This window comes from Microbulbifer maximicatervae (SeqCode), assembly GCF_052468295.1.
Genome location: NZ_CP174340.1, coordinates 275665 through 292837, shown reverse-complemented (window position 1 = coordinate 292837; position 17173 = coordinate 275665). Strand labels below are relative to the sequence as shown.

General features: G+C 52.0%; 18 protein-coding genes and 1 tRNA gene. 9 read left to right on the top strand and 10 right to left on the bottom strand.

Annotated features, from left to right (window positions below; translation table 11 throughout):
- Positions 1-26: 26 nt before the first annotated feature.
- The 5 genes from ccoP to ACJJIQ_RS01595 form a co-directional block, all read right to left on the bottom strand.
- Entirely contained in the window at positions 27-935 is a 909-nt protein-coding gene (gene ccoP, locus ACJJIQ_RS01615) for a cytochrome-c oxidase, cbb3-type subunit III (protein ID WP_445363494.1), read from the bottom strand.
- A complete protein-coding gene (locus ACJJIQ_RS01610) occupies positions 935-1168 on the bottom strand; it encodes a cbb3-type cytochrome oxidase subunit 3 (protein ID WP_413664702.1) in 234 nt (77 codons plus the stop codon). The genes ccoP and ACJJIQ_RS01610 overlap by 1 nt, the downstream gene beginning before the upstream one ends.
- A gap of 18 nt (positions 1169-1186) precedes the next feature.
- On the bottom strand, positions 1187-1804 hold the full coding sequence (gene ccoO / locus ACJJIQ_RS01605) for a cytochrome-c oxidase, cbb3-type subunit II (RefSeq protein WP_445363493.1): 618 nt from the start codon (positions 1802-1804) through the stop codon (positions 1187-1189).
- An 11-nt stretch (positions 1805-1815) separates the two neighbouring features.
- On the bottom strand, positions 1816-3270 hold the full coding sequence (ccoN, locus tag ACJJIQ_RS01600) for a cytochrome-c oxidase, cbb3-type subunit I (RefSeq protein ID WP_413664700.1): 1455 nt from the start codon (positions 3268-3270) through the stop codon (positions 1816-1818).
- A gap of 155 nt (positions 3271-3425) precedes the next feature.
- The gene (locus ACJJIQ_RS01595; RefSeq protein ID WP_445363492.1) at positions 3426-4646 is read right to left on the bottom strand and encodes an argininosuccinate synthase; all 1221 of its coding nucleotides are present in this window, start codon (positions 4644-4646) and stop codon (positions 3426-3428) included.
- Positions 4647-4965: 319 nt separating this feature from the next.
- On the opposite strand from ACJJIQ_RS01595, the gene pyrC reads away from it, so the two are divergent.
- The 3 genes from pyrC (at position 4966) to ACJJIQ_RS01580 (ending at position 7164) form a co-directional block, all read left to right on the top strand.
- Positions 4966-5997, top strand: coding sequence for a dihydroorotase (gene pyrC / locus ACJJIQ_RS01590; RefSeq protein ID WP_444894895.1), 1032 nt, complete (start codon positions 4966-4968; stop codon positions 5995-5997).
- Between the two features lie 130 nt (positions 5998-6127).
- Positions 6128-6799, top strand: coding sequence for a ribonuclease T (gene rnt, locus ACJJIQ_RS01585; protein WP_282931564.1), 672 nt, complete (start codon positions 6128-6130; stop codon positions 6797-6799).
- Between the two features lie 170 nt (positions 6800-6969).
- Entirely contained in the window at positions 6970-7164 is a 195-nt protein-coding gene (locus tag ACJJIQ_RS01580; RefSeq protein ID WP_413664697.1) for a PFL_1563 family small protein, read from the top strand.
- A gap of 105 nt (positions 7165-7269) precedes the next feature.
- On the opposite strand, the gene secF is transcribed toward ACJJIQ_RS01580, so the two are convergent.
- The 4 genes from secF to queA all read right to left on the bottom strand — a co-directional run bounded on the left by secF (position 7270) and on the right by queA (position 12577).
- Positions 7270-8271 carry a protein translocase subunit SecF gene (secF, locus tag ACJJIQ_RS01575; RefSeq protein ID WP_444891809.1) on the bottom strand — a complete coding sequence of 334 codons (1002 nt, stop codon included), beginning with the start codon at positions 8269-8271 and terminating at the stop codon, positions 7270-7272.
- A gap of 11 nt (positions 8272-8282) precedes the next feature.
- The gene (gene secD / locus ACJJIQ_RS01570) at positions 8283-10151 is read right to left on the bottom strand and encodes a protein translocase subunit SecD (protein WP_445360246.1); all 1869 of its coding nucleotides are present in this window, start codon (positions 10149-10151) and stop codon (positions 8283-8285) included.
- A 219-nt stretch (positions 10152-10370) separates the two neighbouring features.
- A complete protein-coding gene (gene tgt / locus ACJJIQ_RS01565) occupies positions 10371-11489 on the bottom strand; it encodes a tRNA guanosine(34) transglycosylase Tgt (RefSeq protein WP_445359662.1) in 1119 nt (372 codons plus the stop codon).
- A gap of 14 nt (positions 11490-11503) precedes the next feature.
- The gene (gene queA, locus ACJJIQ_RS01560; RefSeq protein WP_445363491.1) at positions 11504-12577 is read right to left on the bottom strand and encodes a tRNA preQ1(34) S-adenosylmethionine ribosyltransferase-isomerase QueA; all 1074 of its coding nucleotides are present in this window, start codon (positions 12575-12577) and stop codon (positions 11504-11506) included.
- A 178-nt stretch (positions 12578-12755) separates the two neighbouring features.
- Here queA and ACJJIQ_RS01555 point away from each other — a divergent pair.
- From ACJJIQ_RS01555 to ACJJIQ_RS01530, 6 genes are all read left to right on the top strand, one after another.
- Positions 12756-12842 (top strand) — tRNA-Leu (locus ACJJIQ_RS01555).
- 758 nt (positions 12843-13600) lie between these two features.
- On the top strand, positions 13601-13819 hold the full coding sequence (locus tag ACJJIQ_RS01550; RefSeq protein ID WP_445363490.1) for a hypothetical protein: 219 nt from the start codon (positions 13601-13603) through the stop codon (positions 13817-13819).
- A 37-nt stretch (positions 13820-13856) separates the two neighbouring features.
- The gene (locus tag ACJJIQ_RS01545; protein WP_445363489.1) at positions 13857-14291 is read left to right on the top strand and encodes a hypothetical protein; all 435 of its coding nucleotides are present in this window, start codon (positions 13857-13859) and stop codon (positions 14289-14291) included.
- A gap of 137 nt (positions 14292-14428) precedes the next feature.
- Positions 14429-15226, top strand: coding sequence for a DUF2971 domain-containing protein (locus ACJJIQ_RS01540; RefSeq protein ID WP_445363488.1), 798 nt, complete (start codon positions 14429-14431; stop codon positions 15224-15226).
- 4 nt (positions 15227-15230) lie between these two features.
- Positions 15231-15542 (top strand): hypothetical protein, encoded by a 312-nt coding sequence (locus tag ACJJIQ_RS01535; protein WP_445363487.1) that lies wholly within the window; start codon positions 15231-15233, stop codon positions 15540-15542.
- Between the two features lie 14 nt (positions 15543-15556).
- Complete coding sequence (locus tag ACJJIQ_RS01530; protein ID WP_445363486.1) at positions 15557-16654, top strand: hypothetical protein; 1098 nt, start codon at positions 15557-15559, stop codon at positions 16652-16654.
- A gap of 219 nt (positions 16655-16873) precedes the next feature.
- Here ACJJIQ_RS01530 and ACJJIQ_RS01525 read toward each other — a convergent pair whose 3' ends face one another.
- Positions 16874-17116, bottom strand: a complete 243-nt coding sequence (locus ACJJIQ_RS01525) for a hypothetical protein (protein ID WP_445363485.1) — start codon at positions 17114-17116, stop codon at positions 16874-16876.
- Positions 17117-17173 lie beyond the last annotated feature (57 nt).

Below are 17173 nucleotides of genomic sequence, written 5' to 3'. Positions count from 1 at the left end.
AGCAAATGCCGGGCCTCAATAGTTAATTACTGCTTTTCTTCTTCCTGCTGGGACAGGCTGTAGACATAGGCCGCTACGAGGCGGATTTTGTCTTCACGCAGTTTGTCTTTTTGCGCGGGCATCATATTTGTACGACCACCGCGAATAGTGTGTTGGATCTGTTCGCGATTGCTACCGTACAGCCAGATGTCGTCGGTCAAGTTCGGCGCACCCAGCATTTGGTTGCCTTTGGCATCCATACCGTGACAAGCCATACACACGGTGTTGAATACCTTCTGACCTTCAGCGGCCATAGCGGTGTCATGCTCCAGGCCGTTCAGGGAGAGAACATACTCTGTCGCATTTCTAACACCTTCTTCACCGATCACCGGCCCCTGAGGAGGCATCATGCCCTGACGGCCGTTGTACAGGGTTTCCAGGATTTTCTCCGGAGTGCCGCCGTACAGCCAGGCGTTATCAGTCAAGTTCGGAAAGCCAAAGTTACCACCGGCATCTGCACCGTGACATACCGCACAATTGTTAGCGAAGATCCGGGAACCCATCTTGATGGCTTCGGGGCTCTGCGCAATCTGCTCGATCGGCATATTTTCGTACTTACCAAAGGTCTCGTGGAATCTCTCCTGAGCCTTGGCCTGGGAAGCTTCCAATGCACCGACAGAAGTCCAGTTGCCGACACCTTTGAAGTTACCCAGACCTGGGTAAACCACCAGATATCCCGCAGAGAACACCAGGGTGGCGACGAACAACATGAACCACCACTTGGGCAGCGGGTTGTCGTATTCCTCGATGCCATCGTAAACGTGGCCCGTGGTTTTGTTTTCCGGTTCAGCCTGGTCATCCACTGCCACCTTTCGGTTGGCGAACAGCACCCAGGTAATCAACGCCAGATTGGCGAGGGTGAGCACAATTACCCACACACTCCAGAATGTACTCATTACTTATCCTGCCCCTGTTTTCGATTGGCTCCGGGTTTATCCCCGGAATTGGATTCGTCCTGCTGAGCGGCCGACTTGTCCTTGTCGGCTTGTCGCTCTTCATCGGCAAATGGCAAATTGGCATCTTCTTCGAAGCGCTTCTTGCGCTTCGGAGAGAAGGCCCACCAGCAGATAGCCAGAAAAGCCACAGAGCCCAGAACCAGACCGATTTCCCGCAAAGTTTCAATAGTCACGAGTTTCCTTCCTCGCTATTAGCGTTTTTGGGTAACCAGGGTACCCAGCTGTTGCAAGTAAGCGACCAGCGCGTCAATTTCCTTGACCTTGCCACCTTTGAAAGGCTCAGCGGCGTTGGCGATGTCGTCATCGGTGTAGGGCACACCGACGAAGCGCAGCGCTTCCATCTTACGTGCGGTGTATTCGCCAGTTACCACATTGTCGAACAACCAGGGGTAAGCAGGCATGATTGACTCAGGCACAACGCTACGCGGGTTGTACAAGTGCGCGCGCTGCCATTTATCAGAGTAGCGTCCACCTACGCGCGCCAGGTCTGGACCGGTACGCTTGGAGCCCCACAGGAAGGGGTGCTCGTAAATGGATTCCTGAGCCATGGAGTAGTGGCCGTAACGCTCAACTTCCGCACGCAGAGGACGAATCATCTGAGTGTGGCAAACGTGGCAGCCTTCGCGAATGTAGATATCGCGACCTTCCAGCTCCATTGCTGTCAGCGGCTTCTGCCCCGGCAGCGGCGTGTAGTTATCCTTGGTAAAGAACTGCGGAACGATCTCAACCAGGGCGCCGAAACTGATGGCGATAATGGTGAAAAAGATCATCCAGCCGATGTTTTTTTCTACGAGGTCATGATTCTTCACGATCTAAACTCCTATGCCGCAGGCACTGCTCGAACGGTGTTATCGGCTTCGGCATCGTTTACCTTCTCGGTAATCGTGCGGTAAACGTTGTAAGCCATCAGCAGCATACCCACCAGGAACATGGCGCCGCCCAACCAGCGAACTACATAGCCCGGATGGCTGGCTACAACACTCTCTACGAAGCTGTAAGTCAGGGTGCCGTCGGCGTTAAATGCACGCCACATCAGGCCCTGGGTAATACCGTTAACCCACATAGCGGCGATGTACAGAACAGTACCTACAGTGGCCAGCCAGAAGTGCGCGTTGATCAGCTTGGAGCTGTACATTTCGCGGCGTTTCCACAGAACCGGAACCAGGTGATACAGAGCACCGATAGAGATCATGGCAACCCAGCCCAAAGCGCCGGAGTGTACGTGGCCAACGGTCCAGTCAGTGTTGTGGGACAGGGCGTTTACAGTCTTGATGGACATCATCGGACCTTCGAAGGTAGACATACCGTAGAAGGACAGGGATACCACCAGGAAGCGCAGGGTCGGGTCGGTGCGCAGCTTATGCCATGCGCCGGACAGGGTCATGATGCCGTTGATCATACCGCCCCAGGAAGGTGCCAGCAGAATCAGGGACATAACCATCGCCAGGCTCTGAGCCCAGTCGGGCAGCGCTGAGTAGTGCAGGTGGTGACCACCAGCCCATACGTACAGGGAGATCAGTGCCCAGAAGTGAACGATAGACAGCTGGTAAGAATAAACCGGACGACCAGCTTGCTTAGGTACGAAGTAGTACATGATGCCGAGGAAGGCAGCAGTCAGGAAGAACCCTACTGCGTTGTGGCCATACCACCACTGGATCATTGCGTCCTTAGTGCCCGAATAGATAGAGTAGGACTTGAACGGGCCAACAGGAATCTCCAGGTTATTAACGATATGGAGAACAGCAATAGTTACGATGTAAGCACCGAAGAACCAGTTCGCCACGTAGATGTGAGAAGTCTTACGCTTCATGATGGTGCCGAAGAACACCAGCGCGTAAGCAACCCAAACCAGGGCAATCAGGATATCGATAGGCCACTCGAGCTCAGCGTATTCCTTGGTGGAAGTGAAGCCCATCGGCAGGGTAATTGCTGCGGCGACAATAACGGCCTGCCATCCCCAGAAGGTGAAGGGGATCAGCCAGCCACCCCAAAGGCGGACCTGACAGGTACGCTGTACCACATAGTAAGAAGTGGCAAAGAGAACACTACCACCAAAGGCGAAAATTACCGCGTTGGTGTGCAGGGGCCTCAAGCGCCCGAAGTGCGAGAAGGGCTGCCAAAAGTCGTTGAGTTCAGGCCAGGCTAGCTGGGCTGCGATCAATACGCCCATGCCCATACCAAAAATGCCCCAGACCACGGACATGATGGTGAACTGGCGCACGATATTGTAGTCATAGTCCGGCACAGGGCCGGTCTTTGCCACCGTTGTCGTCATGTTTTTACTTCCGTTGCTTTTAAGATTCGGTTCCACTGTGCGGGACTGGCCCACCACAGAAGGTGTGTAACCACAATGTGTGAGGCACTGTGGTTACTATTGGCCGGATAAGGATTTAAGCGCATCCTTGCCCGGTGATTGCTGATCTATATCAACTAAATCAATTTTCTTCCTTTACCTGCGGCAATGCGCAGACGCAGGGCGTTGAGCTTGATAAAGCCCTCCGCGTCCTTCTGGTCGTAAGCGCCAGCATCGTCTTCGAAGGTAGCGATACGCTCATCGAAGAGGCTGTCCGCAGAGCGACGGCCCACAGCACTCACGCTGCCTTTGTACAGTTTCAGGCGAACTTCGCCGTTAACCACATCCTGGGACTCATCGATCGCGGCCTGGAGCATGCTGCGCTCCGGGGACCACCAGTAACCGTTGTAAACCAGCTCGGCGTAGCGCGGCATCAGGGAATCCTTCATGTGCGCAACTTCGCGATCCAGGGTAATGGACTCAATGGCGCGGTGCGCCTTCATCAAAATGGTGCCGCCCGGTGTTTCGTAGCAGCCGCGGGACTTCATGCCCACGTAGCGGTTTTCCACGATATCCAGACGACCGATACCGTTGGCTCCGCCCAACTTGTTCAGCTTCTCAAGCAAAGTAGCAGGGCTTAAGCGCTCACCGTCGATAGAAACAGGATCGCCCTTCTCAAAACCCAAAGTAATGTAGGTGGGTTCTTCCGGAGCCGCCTCGGGGCTCACACTCCAGCGCCACATATCCTCTTCAGCTTCCGCCCAGGGATCTTCGAGGTTGCCGCCCTCGTAAGAGATGTGCAGCAGGTTGGCATCCATGGAGTAAGGGGATTTCTTCTTGCTGGAAGAGAAGTCCACCGGAATATTGTGCTGCTCACAGTACTGCATCAGCTTTTCGCGGGAGTTCAGGTCCCACTCGCGCCAGGGGGCGATTACCTGGATGCCCGGCTTCAGCGCGTAAGCGCCCAGTTCGAAGCGCACCTGGTCATTACCTTTACCGGTAGCACCGTGGGAAATGGCATCGGCGCCAGTCTCGTTGGCAATCTCAATCAGGCGCTTGGCAATCAGCGGACGCGCAATAGAGGTACCCAGCAGGTACTCCCCTTCATAAATGGCATTGGCGCGGAACATCGGGAAAACGAAATCGCGCACATACTCTTCGCGCAGGTCGTCGATATATATCTCTTTAACCCCGAGGGCCTCGGCCTTGGCACGGGCCGGTTCCACCTCTTCTCCCTGGCCGATATCTGCAGTGAAGGTCACCACTTCGCAGTTATAAGTATCCTGCAACCATCGCACGATTACTGACGTATCCAATCCACCGGAGTATGCCAGTACCACCTTTTCGATTTTGCTCATTGCTGTCCTCTGCTGCCGGAAATACGCCGCCGCGACAAAAACGCGGAGACGGGGAATGCCACTACGCGAAACTAGTGTCGGTCTGGGGGAGTTATTCTTGGAGATATGCCCAGGATCGGTAAATTGCGGGCACAACAATACCCACACTCTTTGTCGGGGCGCGATTGTAGCGCCTAAGCTCGCGATCGACTAGCGCCAAGGCGCGAGTAAGCACAATTGATTGATTTTTAACCTTTTCGTGCATCGCAATTTTGTACAGCTTCGGGTAGCATTCGCGCCGCACAACGACTCACTACGCTAAGAAGCTTTACGGAGTACCATGACGGAGCAAATTACCCTTCGCGCCCCCGACGACTGGCACATTCACCTGCGCGACGGCGCCGCTCTCGGGCGCACCGTGCCCGATGCCGCAAAACAATTCCGCCGCGTGATTGTAATGCCCAACCTGGTACCCCCTGTGACCGATGCCGAAAGTGCAGTGGCATATAAGGAACGTATCAACGCCAATGTTCCCGCCGACACTCCTTTCGAACCCTTGATGGTGATCTACCTCACCGACAAGACCGACGCCGCCGTTATTCGCAAGGCCCACGAAGCCGGTGTTATCGCCGCCAAACTGTACCCAGCGGGCGCGACCACCAACTCCGATTCCGGCGTTACCGATATCGCCAACATCTACCCGGCCCTGGAAGAGATGCAGGCCTGCGGTATGAAGCTGCTGGTACACGGTGAAGTGACCACCAGCGATATCGATATCTTCGACCGCGAGCAGGCTTTTATCGAGAAAACCCTGTCCCGCCTGGTAGATGATTTCCCCACGCTGAAAGTGGTGTTTGAACATATCACCACCGCCCAAGCAGTAGAGTTTGTACAAGGCGCCCGCGAAGGCGTTGCCGCAACCATTACCGCACACCACCTGCTGTACAACCGCAACCATATGCTGGTTGGTGGTATCCAGCCGCATTTTTACTGCCTGCCAATCCTCAAGCGCGGCTACCATCAAAATGCACTGATCGAAGCGGCCACCAGCGGTAACCCGAAGTTTTTCCTCGGCACCGACTCAGCCCCCCACGCCCACCACAAAAAAGAACACTCCTGTGGTTGCGCCGGCTGCTATACCGCCTACTCCGCTATTGAGCTCTACGCCGAAGTATTCGAGCGCGCGGGCAAACTGGACAAGCTGGAAGGCTTTGCCAGTGAGTTCGGCCCCGACTTCTACGAGCTGCCGCGCAACGAGGGCACCATCACCCTGGTCAAGAGCCCCTGGACCCTGCCGGAAAAACTGGATATGGGTGGTGAAAATCTGATTCCCCTCGCAGCCGGTGAAACCTTAAACTGGCAACTTGCGTAATCAGCGAATGGCCTGATTACAGCGCCTGCGGGGAGAACACTCCCGGCAGGCGCCGCAATTCGAATACAATACCCTGCCCCACCAGCGCCAAATGCTGCTGGCCTGAAGACAAGATTTACAAGGAACCACCGTGACACCCGCCGAAGAACCCACAGGACCAAAAAGCTCTCTCGCCCAGCGATTCCGAGGCTTTCTGCCCGTGGTCATCGACCTTGAAACCGGCGGCTTTAACGCCCGCACCGATGCACTGCTGGAAATTTCTGCGGTTATCCTCGACATGGATGACTCCGGCAACCTCTTCCCGCTGGAGACCCACAGTTTCCACCTGGAGCCTTTTGAGGGCGCCAACGTTGAGCAATCCGCTCTCGACTTTATTGGCATCGACCTGGAATCCCCGGATCGCGACGCCTGGCCGGAAGAAATCGCCATCCCCGAGCTGTTCCGCAAGATTCGCAGCGCCGTGAAAAAGCACAGCTGCACCCGCGCCATCGTGGTTGCCCACAATGCCCACTTTGACCTGGGCTTCGTCAATGCAGCCGTCGAGCGGACCGGCATCAAGCGCAACCCATTCCACCCGTTCTCCTGCTTCGATACCGCTAGCCTCGCCGGCCTCGCCTACGGCCAGACCGTACTGGCCAAAGCTTGCCAGGTTGCCGGAATCGAGTTTGATAACAACTGCGCCCACTCCGCCGAGTACGACGCAGAAAAAACCGCAACCCTATTTTGCGGCATCGTGAACAAGTGGAAAGAGATGGGCGGTTGGCCGCTGGAAACCGAAGAGACCACAGAAGAAGCCGAATAACGCACTATCTTCCGGGCTGCCTCAAAGCGGCCCGATTTATCCAAAAACGACAAAATTATTCGAAAGCTGTCGACAAAACACCCGCTATGTGCAGAGTCTGGCCACTTGGGTGATTTTTTGTGCAAGCCGTGCTAATATGGCCCGCTTACACATAAAAACCGGATAGCGCCGTGGCCAAGAAACCTTCCTCTTCCTCCAATCGCAAACAAGCCGCTCCCCTCGAGACCAGCGAAAGTATCGAGGAGCAGGTAAAGGCGTTCCTCGCCGGTGGCGGTGAGATCGAGCAGGTGCCCAAAGGGGTGAGCGGCCAGACCAACACTTCCGGCCCCAAGCACATCACCCTCGGCAAAAAGCCCAGAGCCTAAACTCCGCGCAATAAAAAACCCCGACGGCGCTCCGCTGATCAGCAGCAAAGCGCGGCCGGGGCCGCTCGAATATGGCTGCGTCAACGCAGCCACTTCTCATTCACATCAGGGCATTTCTTCCAGTTCTGCACCCTCTTTCACCGGCGGCATCAGGTCTTCTTTGTTGATATTCAAAGCCATCAGCACGTTGGCAGCTACGTAAACAGAGGAGTAAGTACCCACAACCACACCCACGATCAAGGCCAGGGAGAAGTTGTGGATCAATTCGCCACCGAAGAACTGCAGCGCCCACAGCACCAGCAAGGTGGTGAAGGACGTCATAAAGGTACGGCCCAGGGTCTGGCTGATAGAGATATTGATAATTTCCTCAGACTCAGCCTTGCGCACCTTGCGGAAGTTCTCGCGGATACGATCCGATACCACGATGGTATCGTTCAGGGAGTAACCGATCACCGCCAGTACTGCCGCCAGTACGGTTAAATCGAAGTCCAATCCCATCACCGCAAAGAAGCCCAATACGATAATCACATCGTGGCCCAGAGCCGCTACAGCGCCGAAAGAGAACTTGTACTGGAAGCGCAGGGCAACATAGATCATCACCATGAACAGGGCCAGCATCATGCCCAGGCCGCCGTCGTCACGCAGCTCGGCACCTACCTGTGGGCCCACCATCTCGACACGGCGCAGCTCAACATCACCCTCACTGCCCTCTCTCAGGAGAGCCACAACCTTGTCACCGATCGGCGTCGTTGTTTCCTGATCGGTAGCGCTGATCTGGATTTCTTCCTCGGTTACCGCAGGGGGCAACTTGATCAGCAGGTCCTTCTCAGAACCAAAATTCACTACCGTGGCACCGTCGTAACCCGCTGCTTCGAGCTGGTCGCGCACGTCGCTAATAAAAGGCGTTACCTCATAGCCCACTTCAACCTGGGTACCACCGGTAAAGTCCAGGCCGAACTTCAGGCCGTTCATTGCCAGTGCGGCGATGGAGGCGAGTACCAACACCACCGAAACAATCCCGGCGATCTTGCGCCAGCGCATAAAGTCGTAGACGCGCTTGCCCATGTACTCGGTAATTTTGCCGTTATCCACTTTGGTCTCACTCATGACTGACTCCCTTAAATCCAGAGCTTCTGCACACGGCGACCGCCGTAGAACAAGTTAACAATTGCTCGCGTACCCATAATGGCACTGAACATGGAGGTGAGAATACCGATAGACAGGGTTACCGCGAAGCCCTGTACCGGACCGGAACCGATGGCATACAGGATCACCGCCACAATCAGGGTGGTGATATTCGCATCCACAATGGTGCTGTAAGCATTGTCAAAACCGGCACTGATCGCTGTTTGGGGAGGCATCCCATTCCTGAGCTCCTCCCGTATTCGCGAGAATATAAGCACGTTGGCATCCACCGCCATACCCACGGTCAATACGATACCGGCGATACCAGGCAGCGTGAGGGTTGCACCCAGCAGCGACATCACCGCCACCAGCAGGATCATATTCACCGCCAGGGCCAGGTTCGCGGCCAAGCCAAATACGCGGTAGGAAATCAGCATACAGATAATCACGGCCAGCAGACCAATCTGTACGGATTGCACACCCACCTTGATGTTATCGGCACCCAGGGATGGGCCGATCACACGCTCTTCCACAAAGTACATGGGCGCAGCCAGGGCACCGGCACGCAGCAGCAGGGCCAGTTCCTGGGCTTCAGCCGGGCTGTCCAGACCGGTGGTGCGGAACTGCTTGCCCAGGGCACTCTGTACCGTGGCCAGATTAATAATCTTCTTCTCTTCGGTGCGCTTCTGCACGGTAACTTCGTTACCGTTTTCGTCGATCTCGGTTACCGGCTCAAAGCGAGTCTCGATAAACAGGGTACCCATACGGCGACCGACATTCTTCCAGGTTGCGCGGTGCATCATCTCGCCGCCACGGGCATCGAGGGTGATATTTACCTGCGGGAAACCGCTCTCGTCGTAACCGACGCGGGCATTGGTAACGCTGTCACCCTTGATAATGATCTGGCGCTCCAACCAGGCACCACCATACATCTGCGCCTGGCGATCATCGCGGTACTCGAAGTATTCCTTGTTGGAAACCAGCTCATCCGGGCGAGCTTCCATACGGTATTCGAGGTTGGCAGTTTTACCGATAATACGCTTGGCCTCTGCAGTGTCCTGTACACCGGGCAGCTCCACAACGATACGATTGCGGCCCTGGCGCTGTACGATCGGCTCAGCAACACCCAGCTCGTTCACCCGGTTGCGCAGGGTGGTGAGGTTCTGGGTTACGGCGTAATCTTCCAGCTGCTTGATTTCCTGATCGGTCAGGGTTGCGCGGATCTCCAGGTTTTCACCGCTGCCGGACTCGCGCAGTTGGAGCTGCGGGAATTCCTTGCGCAGGGTGGACATCGCCCGGCTGCGCAGCTCATCGTTGCGGAAGCGGGCAATAATCTCGCGATCATCCACCAGCTCCACATTGCGGTAACGAGCCTTGGCTTCGCGCAGTTTGCTTTTCACTTCCTGCTCGTAGCTTTCCATGTTGTTCTTGACGATGGTGTTGGTGTCGACTTCCATCAGGAAGTGCACACCACCCGCCAAGTCCAGACCGAGCTTCATCGGGCTAGCGCCGATATCTTTCATCCACTGGGGCGTAGTGGAAGCCAGGTTCAGGGCGACAACATAGTTGGTGGTACCGAGAGCTTTTTGAATCGCCTCTTTAGCCGGCAACTGCTCCTCCATGGAGTTCAAGCGGATCAGTACTGACTTGTCCCCAACTTCGCCGCCGAAGTGAGCAATTCCCGCTTCATCCAGGGCTTTTTGTGCATTCGCAAGGACATCGGGGCCGATGGTGAGTGCACTGGATTGCCCGGAAATCTGCACGGCAGGGTCCGGCTTGTAGAGATTGGGCGCGGCGTACATCAGGCCAAAGGCCACAACCGCGAGAATCAGAAAGTACTTCCAGATCGGGTAGCGATTCATGCTGTTCTCATTGTTCTAGTGTGACCCCGAGGGCCGGTAAATCTTGGCAATCTGCCTAAGCAATTTGCCTGGATATGCGGGCAGTATACGCAGAATGCAAGGTACACCGCCCCCAATAAAAGTGGGGGCTGATTATACGGGGATCGTGGGAACGGACAAATTACAGGGGTGCCGCAATGAGACGGGCAGCACCCCAGGCAGGGTAAAAGCGACGCCTGATCAGGCCTCCAGCGCTGGAACCTCGCGCCCCAGACCACGGTAGAACTCGGCGACATAAGCCTCCAATTCATTGGCGGCAATGGCATCGCGCAGCTTTTGCATCAAGCGCTGGTAGTGGCGCAAATTGTGAATCGTATTTAGCTGCGCACCGAGAATTTCACCGCAGCGATCCAAGTGATGCAGGTAAGCGCGGGAGAAATTCTCACAGGTGTAGCAATCGCACTCTTCCTCCAAGGGACCCGTATCGTGACGGTGCCTGGCGTTGCGGATTTTCACCACACCTTCGAAGGTAAACAGGTGGCCATTGCGCGCATTGCGAGTGGGCATGACGCAGTCGAACATATCCACACCGCGGCGCACCGCCTCGACAATATCCTCCGGCTTGCCCACGCCCATCAGGTAGCGCGGCTTATCTTCCGGCATCTTGTGAGCCAGGTGATCCAAGACCTTGATCATCTCCTCTTTAGGCTCACCCACAGACAGGCCACCAATGGCATAGCCATCGAAACCAATCTCGGTCAAGCCACGCAGGGACACATCGCGCAACTCCGGGTACATACCGCCCTGCACAATACCGAACAGCGCCGACGGGCTATCGCCGTGAGCCTTCTTGGAGCGCTCCGCCCAACGCAGGGACAACTCCATAGATTTACGCGCTTCGTCAGTGGTGGCCGGATAAGGGGTGCACTCATCGAAGATCATGACGATATCGGAACCCAGGTCCCGCTGAACGCGCATGGACTCTTCCGGGTCCAGGAATACCGGGCTGCCATCAATAGGCGAACGGAAGGAAACCCCCTCTTCCGTAATCTTGCGCAGCTCACCCAGGCTAAACACCTGGAAACCGCCGGAGTCGGTAAGGATCGGGCCGGACCACTGGGTGAAATCGTGCAGATCGCCGTGGGCTTTAACCACTTCGGTACCCGGGCGCAGCATCAGGTGGAAGGTGTTGCCCAGAATAATCTGTGCACCGATCCCTTCGATATCCCTCGGCAACATGCCTTTCACGGTGCCATAAGTGCCCACCGGCATAAACGCCGGGGTTTCCACCACACCGCGAGGGAAACGCAAGCGACCGCGACGGGCCTTGCCATCAGTGGTATCCACTTCAAACTGCATAAAACATTCGCGGCTCACTGGGTATCTCCTTTCGCTGGTGCTACTTCTTCTTTTTTGGCATTGGGATCGCGGGTAATAAACATGGCATCGCCGTAACTAAAGAAGCGATAGCGCTCCTCAACTGCGGCCTTATAAGCGGTCATCGTGTGCTGGTACCCCGCAAAGGCACTCACCAGCATCAATAAGGTAGATTCCGGCAGATGGAAGTTGGTGACCAATTTATCCACAACCTGGAATTCATAACCGGGATAAATAAAGATATCTGTCTCCCCCACCGTGGCCTGTAACTGGCCACTGCGCGCCGCACTTTCCAGCGCGCGCACGCTGGTGGTACCCACCGCAATCACGCTGCCATTGCGCGCGCGGCAAGCGGTTACCGCATCCACCACTTCCTGGGAGACATCCAGCACTTCGCTGTGCATCTGGTGCTCGTAAATATTGTCCACGCGCACCGGCTGGAAAGTACCCGCACCCACATGCAGGGTAACGAAGACAACCTCTACACCTTTATCCCGCAGCGCACCGATCATTTCATCATCAAAGTGCAGCCCCGCAGTAGGCGCGGCCACTGCACCGGCATTGCGGCCGTATACGGTTTGGTAGCGCTCCCGATCACTGGCATCGTCTTCGCGATCAATATAAGGGGGCAGCGGCATATGGCCGAGGCGATCCAGAATCGCCAGCACACCCTCTTCTTTAGGGAAGGACAATTCAAACAATGCATCCTTGCGGCCGGTCACTTCTATACGGGTGCCGTCTTCAAGGACGATGGTGGAACCGGGCTTAGGCGACTTACTGGAGCGCACATGGGCCCAGATATCCGTCTCGTTGAGCACCCGCTCCACCAGGATTTCCAACTTACCGCCGGTCTCCTTCTGCGCGAACAAACGCGCCGGGATCACCCGGGTATCGTTAAAGACTATCAGGTCACCAGCTTGGACCTGATCGAGAATATCTGGGAACTGCCGATGTGCAATGGCCCCACTGGGCCCATCCAGACACAAAAGACGGCTGCCACGGCGCTCCTCGGTGGGCGCGCGGGCGATCAGCTCATCGGGCAGATGAAAGTCAAAGTCCTGACGCTGCATGGAATCCTGGAAATCTAGAAACTATGGAGAGGTCGCGAAGGTTATAGGAAATTTTAGGAGCTGTTAACTGCGACGACAGAAAATGCGCTAAGTTATTGAAATCACTGGTTGACCCAAGCGAAAGCATTGCTATAATCACGCCCTCTTCGCACCGACCCCAAGGTCGAGCAGCGAAAGTGCCAGAGTGGTGAAATTGGTAGACACAGGGGATTCAAAATCCCCCGCCCTTAAAAGCGTGCCGGTTCGAGTCCGGCCTCTGGTACCATCTCTCAAACCCGCGATAGCTGTAGCTTTCGCGGGTTTTTTAATTCTGGTTTACCTTCCCTAAATTTTGAAGAATGGCGCTTAAAAGACCCAAAGTGTCCACATTGTGTCCACACAGGATTTTTTTAACTCTACCTTGCCCAGATGTGGACACCATCAATCTATTGCTTTCCCCCTGTGAAACTCCTCTTCATTTCTCTTCCAATCTCTTCAAAGTGTGAAATCCAATTCTTACCCAAACCCCGCACCAGCTCAGGCCAGGGCCGCTAGCCTCATTTCATCAACTAAAACAGCGCCCAAAATCGGCAGGCGTGGGGAGGAGTGAACGGCAGCCCTTTTGTCAGTATGATTTTTGATCAGGTTGAGTTGTAGGCCTTATGGGTTATGGGGTTTGGGGTTTGGGGTTTGGGGTTTGGGGTTTGGGGTTTGGGGTTTGGGGTTTGGGGTTTGGGGTTTGGGGTTTGGGGTTTGGGGGGAGATTGGTAGTTTTAGTTGCTTTGAGAAGGCGTGAAGGATTTTGAAATTTGATTGGGGCGCAGTTGATGCATGCTACAGGTTTTGAAGCATCTTCATGGGGTGATAGGATTTTGTTGAATAACAAATCACAGGGAGAGTAGTGTTGGCATTTTTTGGGGGCCTTTTGTCTTTTTTGGAGCTATCGGGCTTGGGCTTTTTATTGGTGGACAGGATGAGCCGACCGAACCTCCACGACAACTTAGCCCCGCAGAAATTACCGCTATTACTCTGATCAGAGAAACTATGACACATGATGTCCGCCATTTGCTGGCGAACAACTCTAGCGCCCACTTAAACGATGGTATCGCAGTGCTTACCGAATCCCGAGCGGCTTACTGGGTCAAGAATGAAAAAGTCTACGCAGCTAATGGGATTGCGATGATTTACTCGCCCAAGATTGGGAAATCTCCAGTAGATATCGACTTCGATAGTGTTGAAGCTGCTGTGAAAGGTGGTCTGTAGCCCGCCCTATAGAAACAAAAACTAGACGGAACTAGTTATGCATATCTTTTTAATCATCTTAACTATTGCCTCAGGCCTAAGAGTTTTGTCCGGCTGCGACAAACAAGAAACAATTTACCCTAATGCCGATAATCTATTAGAGATTGATAGTGACCGATTACAGGTATTAGAAGCCAAGGATACTGAAAATGGTGTCTTAGTTGCGATAGGAGAATCGGCCTCTCGCCGCTGTGAAATCAAAGTTATCAAAGCAAGTCTAGCAGAAGGTGTATCGGCCAACTCTTTAGAGGATCGTGATAAAATTGATGCAAATTGCATGTGGGATGAATTGGCCTATAAAATCTCAAAAAAGCCATATACGAACATAGCAATACGGGGGGCAGGCAACAATATAACTGTGGACCTTCAGCTTTTTAACTACAGAAAAGCAAACTATATTGCTTTTACCTTAGTAGACGCTCCCCTGCCTTAAAATAGACTCAACCAGACACACCCAAAAAAAATAGACACATGAATAACACTAAAAACAAAATAACTGCCACCAACTAAGCTGTAGTAGACAACGAAAACTTCCTATACCACTACACAGACATACATGGCGTTATAGGAATGCTCGGCAGAAACAATGATGAAGGAAAGTACGAAGCAGGAAAGATGTGGCTTTCTAACCGACAATATATGAATGACCCCACGGAGGGAACAGACTGTAAGACACTCCTTAACGCCTTCTTTGAAGAAAAATACAAATCAGTAACATGTAATGACACCCATCAAGCAATCAAAAAATTTATTTATGACTCAACCAACTATTTTTCAGTAGATGAGAGTTACATAGCCTGCTTTTCTGAAGGCGATAAACTTAGCCAGTGGAGAGGTTATTGCAGTAAAGAGGGAGGCTACTGCATAGGATTTGAAAAGAAACACATAAAAGAGCTAGAAATCCAGAAGAACCTCCATGTAGAAAAATGCAAATATATCCATGAAGAAAAAATGAAAGACTGGGAGTCGATTTATAACGATGCCTGCACTTTTTACGATACCCACAAGACTTTACATGCTTATGACACCAATCAAATGGGAAGATCTATTTACAATCAATATTTACAAATGTCTTACAAAATCCTCCTCAATGTACTAACTCACAAAGATGAAGGATATAAAGAGGAAACGGAATCAAGAGTTGTCATTTATTCAAAGGACACGAATTACAAAATTAAATTTAGACCTTCAAAATCTTATTTGATTCCTTATATTGAGCATCAAGAAATATGCCAACACATCAAAAGCATTATAATTGGCCCCTCTCCAAATGCGGAATTTAATAGGCGTTCAATAGAAAGATACCTAAAAGAAATCAAGAAAACCGATATAGAAGTTATAGACTCGGTAATTAATTTTCGTGCTTGATATCATGGAAGCCAAGGACATTCCCGGCGGCATTCTTTTAGTAATCGGAGAATCATCTAGTCGTCAGTGCGAGATCAAAATTTCAGGTGCAAGCTTAAAAGAAGGGATTGGTGTTACCTCAATAGAGGAAGCCAGTAGAGTGAGCGCCCGATGTCATTGGGATGATGGAGAATTTTCTCAATCTAGAAAAAACTACACTTCAGTTGCTGTAAACATAAACGAAGAAAAGGCAACCATAGATCTTCAACTCATAGATCTACGTAGTAAAAATTATCTAGCACTCACCAAAATAACAACACTTCAAGCTGATCAATAAAACGAGGAAATTGAATGTTCTGCAAAAATGATAAGAATTCCAAAACGGGACAGGATGAAGATCACACTTCGGAACCGCTATCAAAAGACCCCTGGTTTATAGGGTTACTGTCTGGTGCCTTCATAGCACTAATTGCTGTGGGCATATATATAATATACTTATTATATACAAGCCAAAACCCGCAGTATGAATTTTCGCCGGACTATAAAGGTTTTGAAAACCTAGTATCCTCCCTTGAACCTGCCTTTAGAATTTTTACTGCTTTTCTTATTTTTGCAGGCATCAGGGGCGTAATGTTTCGCAGCGAACAAACAGCCGAACAACTCAACCATGCCAAACAGCTTTGGGGACACGAGCAAGAAAAAAGCAACTTCAGCCAACACAATGAGCATAGAGAAATATTCAAAAAAACACTAGGAGATCTGGAAGAAACCCTAGAAATAAAATTCAATAAAGATATGGATTCTTTCCATAACGCTTGCTTTGAAAATCTTGATATAACGAATTTTGATATTTCAATCGCAGAGGACAGCCTCATACAACTCGCCCTGGAGAATATCTCGATCATTGAAAATATAACAAGGGATATTGAGGAAAACTATATATTCTCAGACAAACAAATCGATAACATAAAATCTCATTTAAATCAGGCATATTGCAACATACCCGTAGAAAAGGAGGGTAGGCTAGCCAATATACCCCCAGAGGAGGAGGACTGTCTAGGCAACGAGGAAAGATATACAAATATTCATGATAGACTTGAAATCCTATGCACTATATTAAACGCTATAATAAAGATATCAACCAGTAAAAATTACGCCCCTGACAACATCTCAGACACTTATACCTTATATTCGAATGCAAGCAACTACATAAAATTTAGAGATAAAGACACACAAAGTCTCGCTGGCTATAATTATGTATTTATATTTGGCCAGTTCAATGAGACCTCCGACAGGTATTTTAAAATACGAGAATTAAAATCCGCTTATGTACCCAGCAGCGATCTCACTGCCCCGCCAACAGCGGAGATTATTAGCAAAATAATAAATAACCATGAAACCATAGACGCCAATGATCCCTTAGCTGTGCTTGCAAGTTTAGAAAATTAAGATCATTTGAAAGCCTCGAACAAATATAACTTTACGTATACTAAAGAAAAAAAGCTCAGGGTAAGTACTCTTGGAATGGGCTGCTAATCAGCCCATTCATCAAGTGAACTCCACACGCAATAATTGCGTATCTATTCGCCTTTCGCTCTTTCATATACTTATCCAGAATTTTAAAAACTTAACCACAAAGTTCTAAATTATTGATACAGGCTAAACGTCTTAATACACAATCGGCGCCAACTCAGCATCCAGCTTGTCGGCGTCGCCCTTCTGCCCACTAAACTCCCCCGCCTGGTCGGGCACTTTGGTTTTTAGTGACGTGCCGTTATCCGTGTACTCGTGAGTGTGCCCTGCCGCCGTGTTGGCAATTTCGCTGGTCACTTTGATTAACTCATCCAGGATGCGCAGTACGTTGCTGGATTCATCAGAGATTTTGGACACCCACAAAATTTGTAGCTTCAAGCGCCATCCATATTGACACCACATAAAATACCGGATCAAATGCTGTATAAATAGTCA

Coding starts and splice junctions, on each gene's coding strand:
- ACJJIQ_RS01595 (WP_445363492.1), bottom strand. CDS start 4,646: ATGAGCAAAATCGAAAAGGTGGTACTGGCATACTCCGGTGGATTGGAT.
- ccoP (WP_445363494.1), bottom strand. CDS start 935: ATGAGTACATTCTGGAGTGTGTGGGTAATTGTGCTCACCCTCGCCAAT.
- tgt (WP_445359662.1), bottom strand. CDS start 11,489: ATGCAGTTTGAAGTGGATACCACTGATGGCAAGGCCCGTCGCGGTCGC.
- pyrC (WP_444894895.1), top strand. CDS start 4,966: ATGACGGAGCAAATTACCCTTCGCGCCCCCGACGACTGGCACATTCAC.
- ACJJIQ_RS01550 (WP_445363490.1), top strand. CDS start 13,601: ATGACACATGATGTCCGCCATTTGCTGGCGAACAACTCTAGCGCCCAC.
- queA (WP_445363491.1), bottom strand. CDS start 12,577: ATGCAGCGTCAGGACTTTGACTTTCATCTGCCCGATGAGCTGATCGCC.
- secD (WP_445360246.1), bottom strand. CDS start 10,151: ATGAATCGCTACCCGATCTGGAAGTACTTTCTGATTCTCGCGGTTGTG.
- ACJJIQ_RS01530 (WP_445363486.1), top strand. CDS start 15,557: ATGTTCTGCAAAAATGATAAGAATTCCAAAACGGGACAGGATGAAGAT.
- ccoN (WP_413664700.1), bottom strand. CDS start 3,270: ATGACGACAACGGTGGCAAAGACCGGCCCTGTGCCGGACTATGACTAC.
- ACJJIQ_RS01545 (WP_445363489.1), top strand. CDS start 13,857: ATGCATATCTTTTTAATCATCTTAACTATTGCCTCAGGCCTAAGAGTT.
- ACJJIQ_RS01535 (WP_445363487.1), top strand. CDS start 15,231: ATGGAAGCCAAGGACATTCCCGGCGGCATTCTTTTAGTAATCGGAGAA.
- secF (WP_444891809.1), bottom strand. CDS start 8,271: ATGAGTGAGACCAAAGTGGATAACGGCAAAATTACCGAGTACATGGGC.
- ACJJIQ_RS01540 (WP_445363488.1), top strand. CDS start 14,429: ATGCTCGGCAGAAACAATGATGAAGGAAAGTACGAAGCAGGAAAGATG.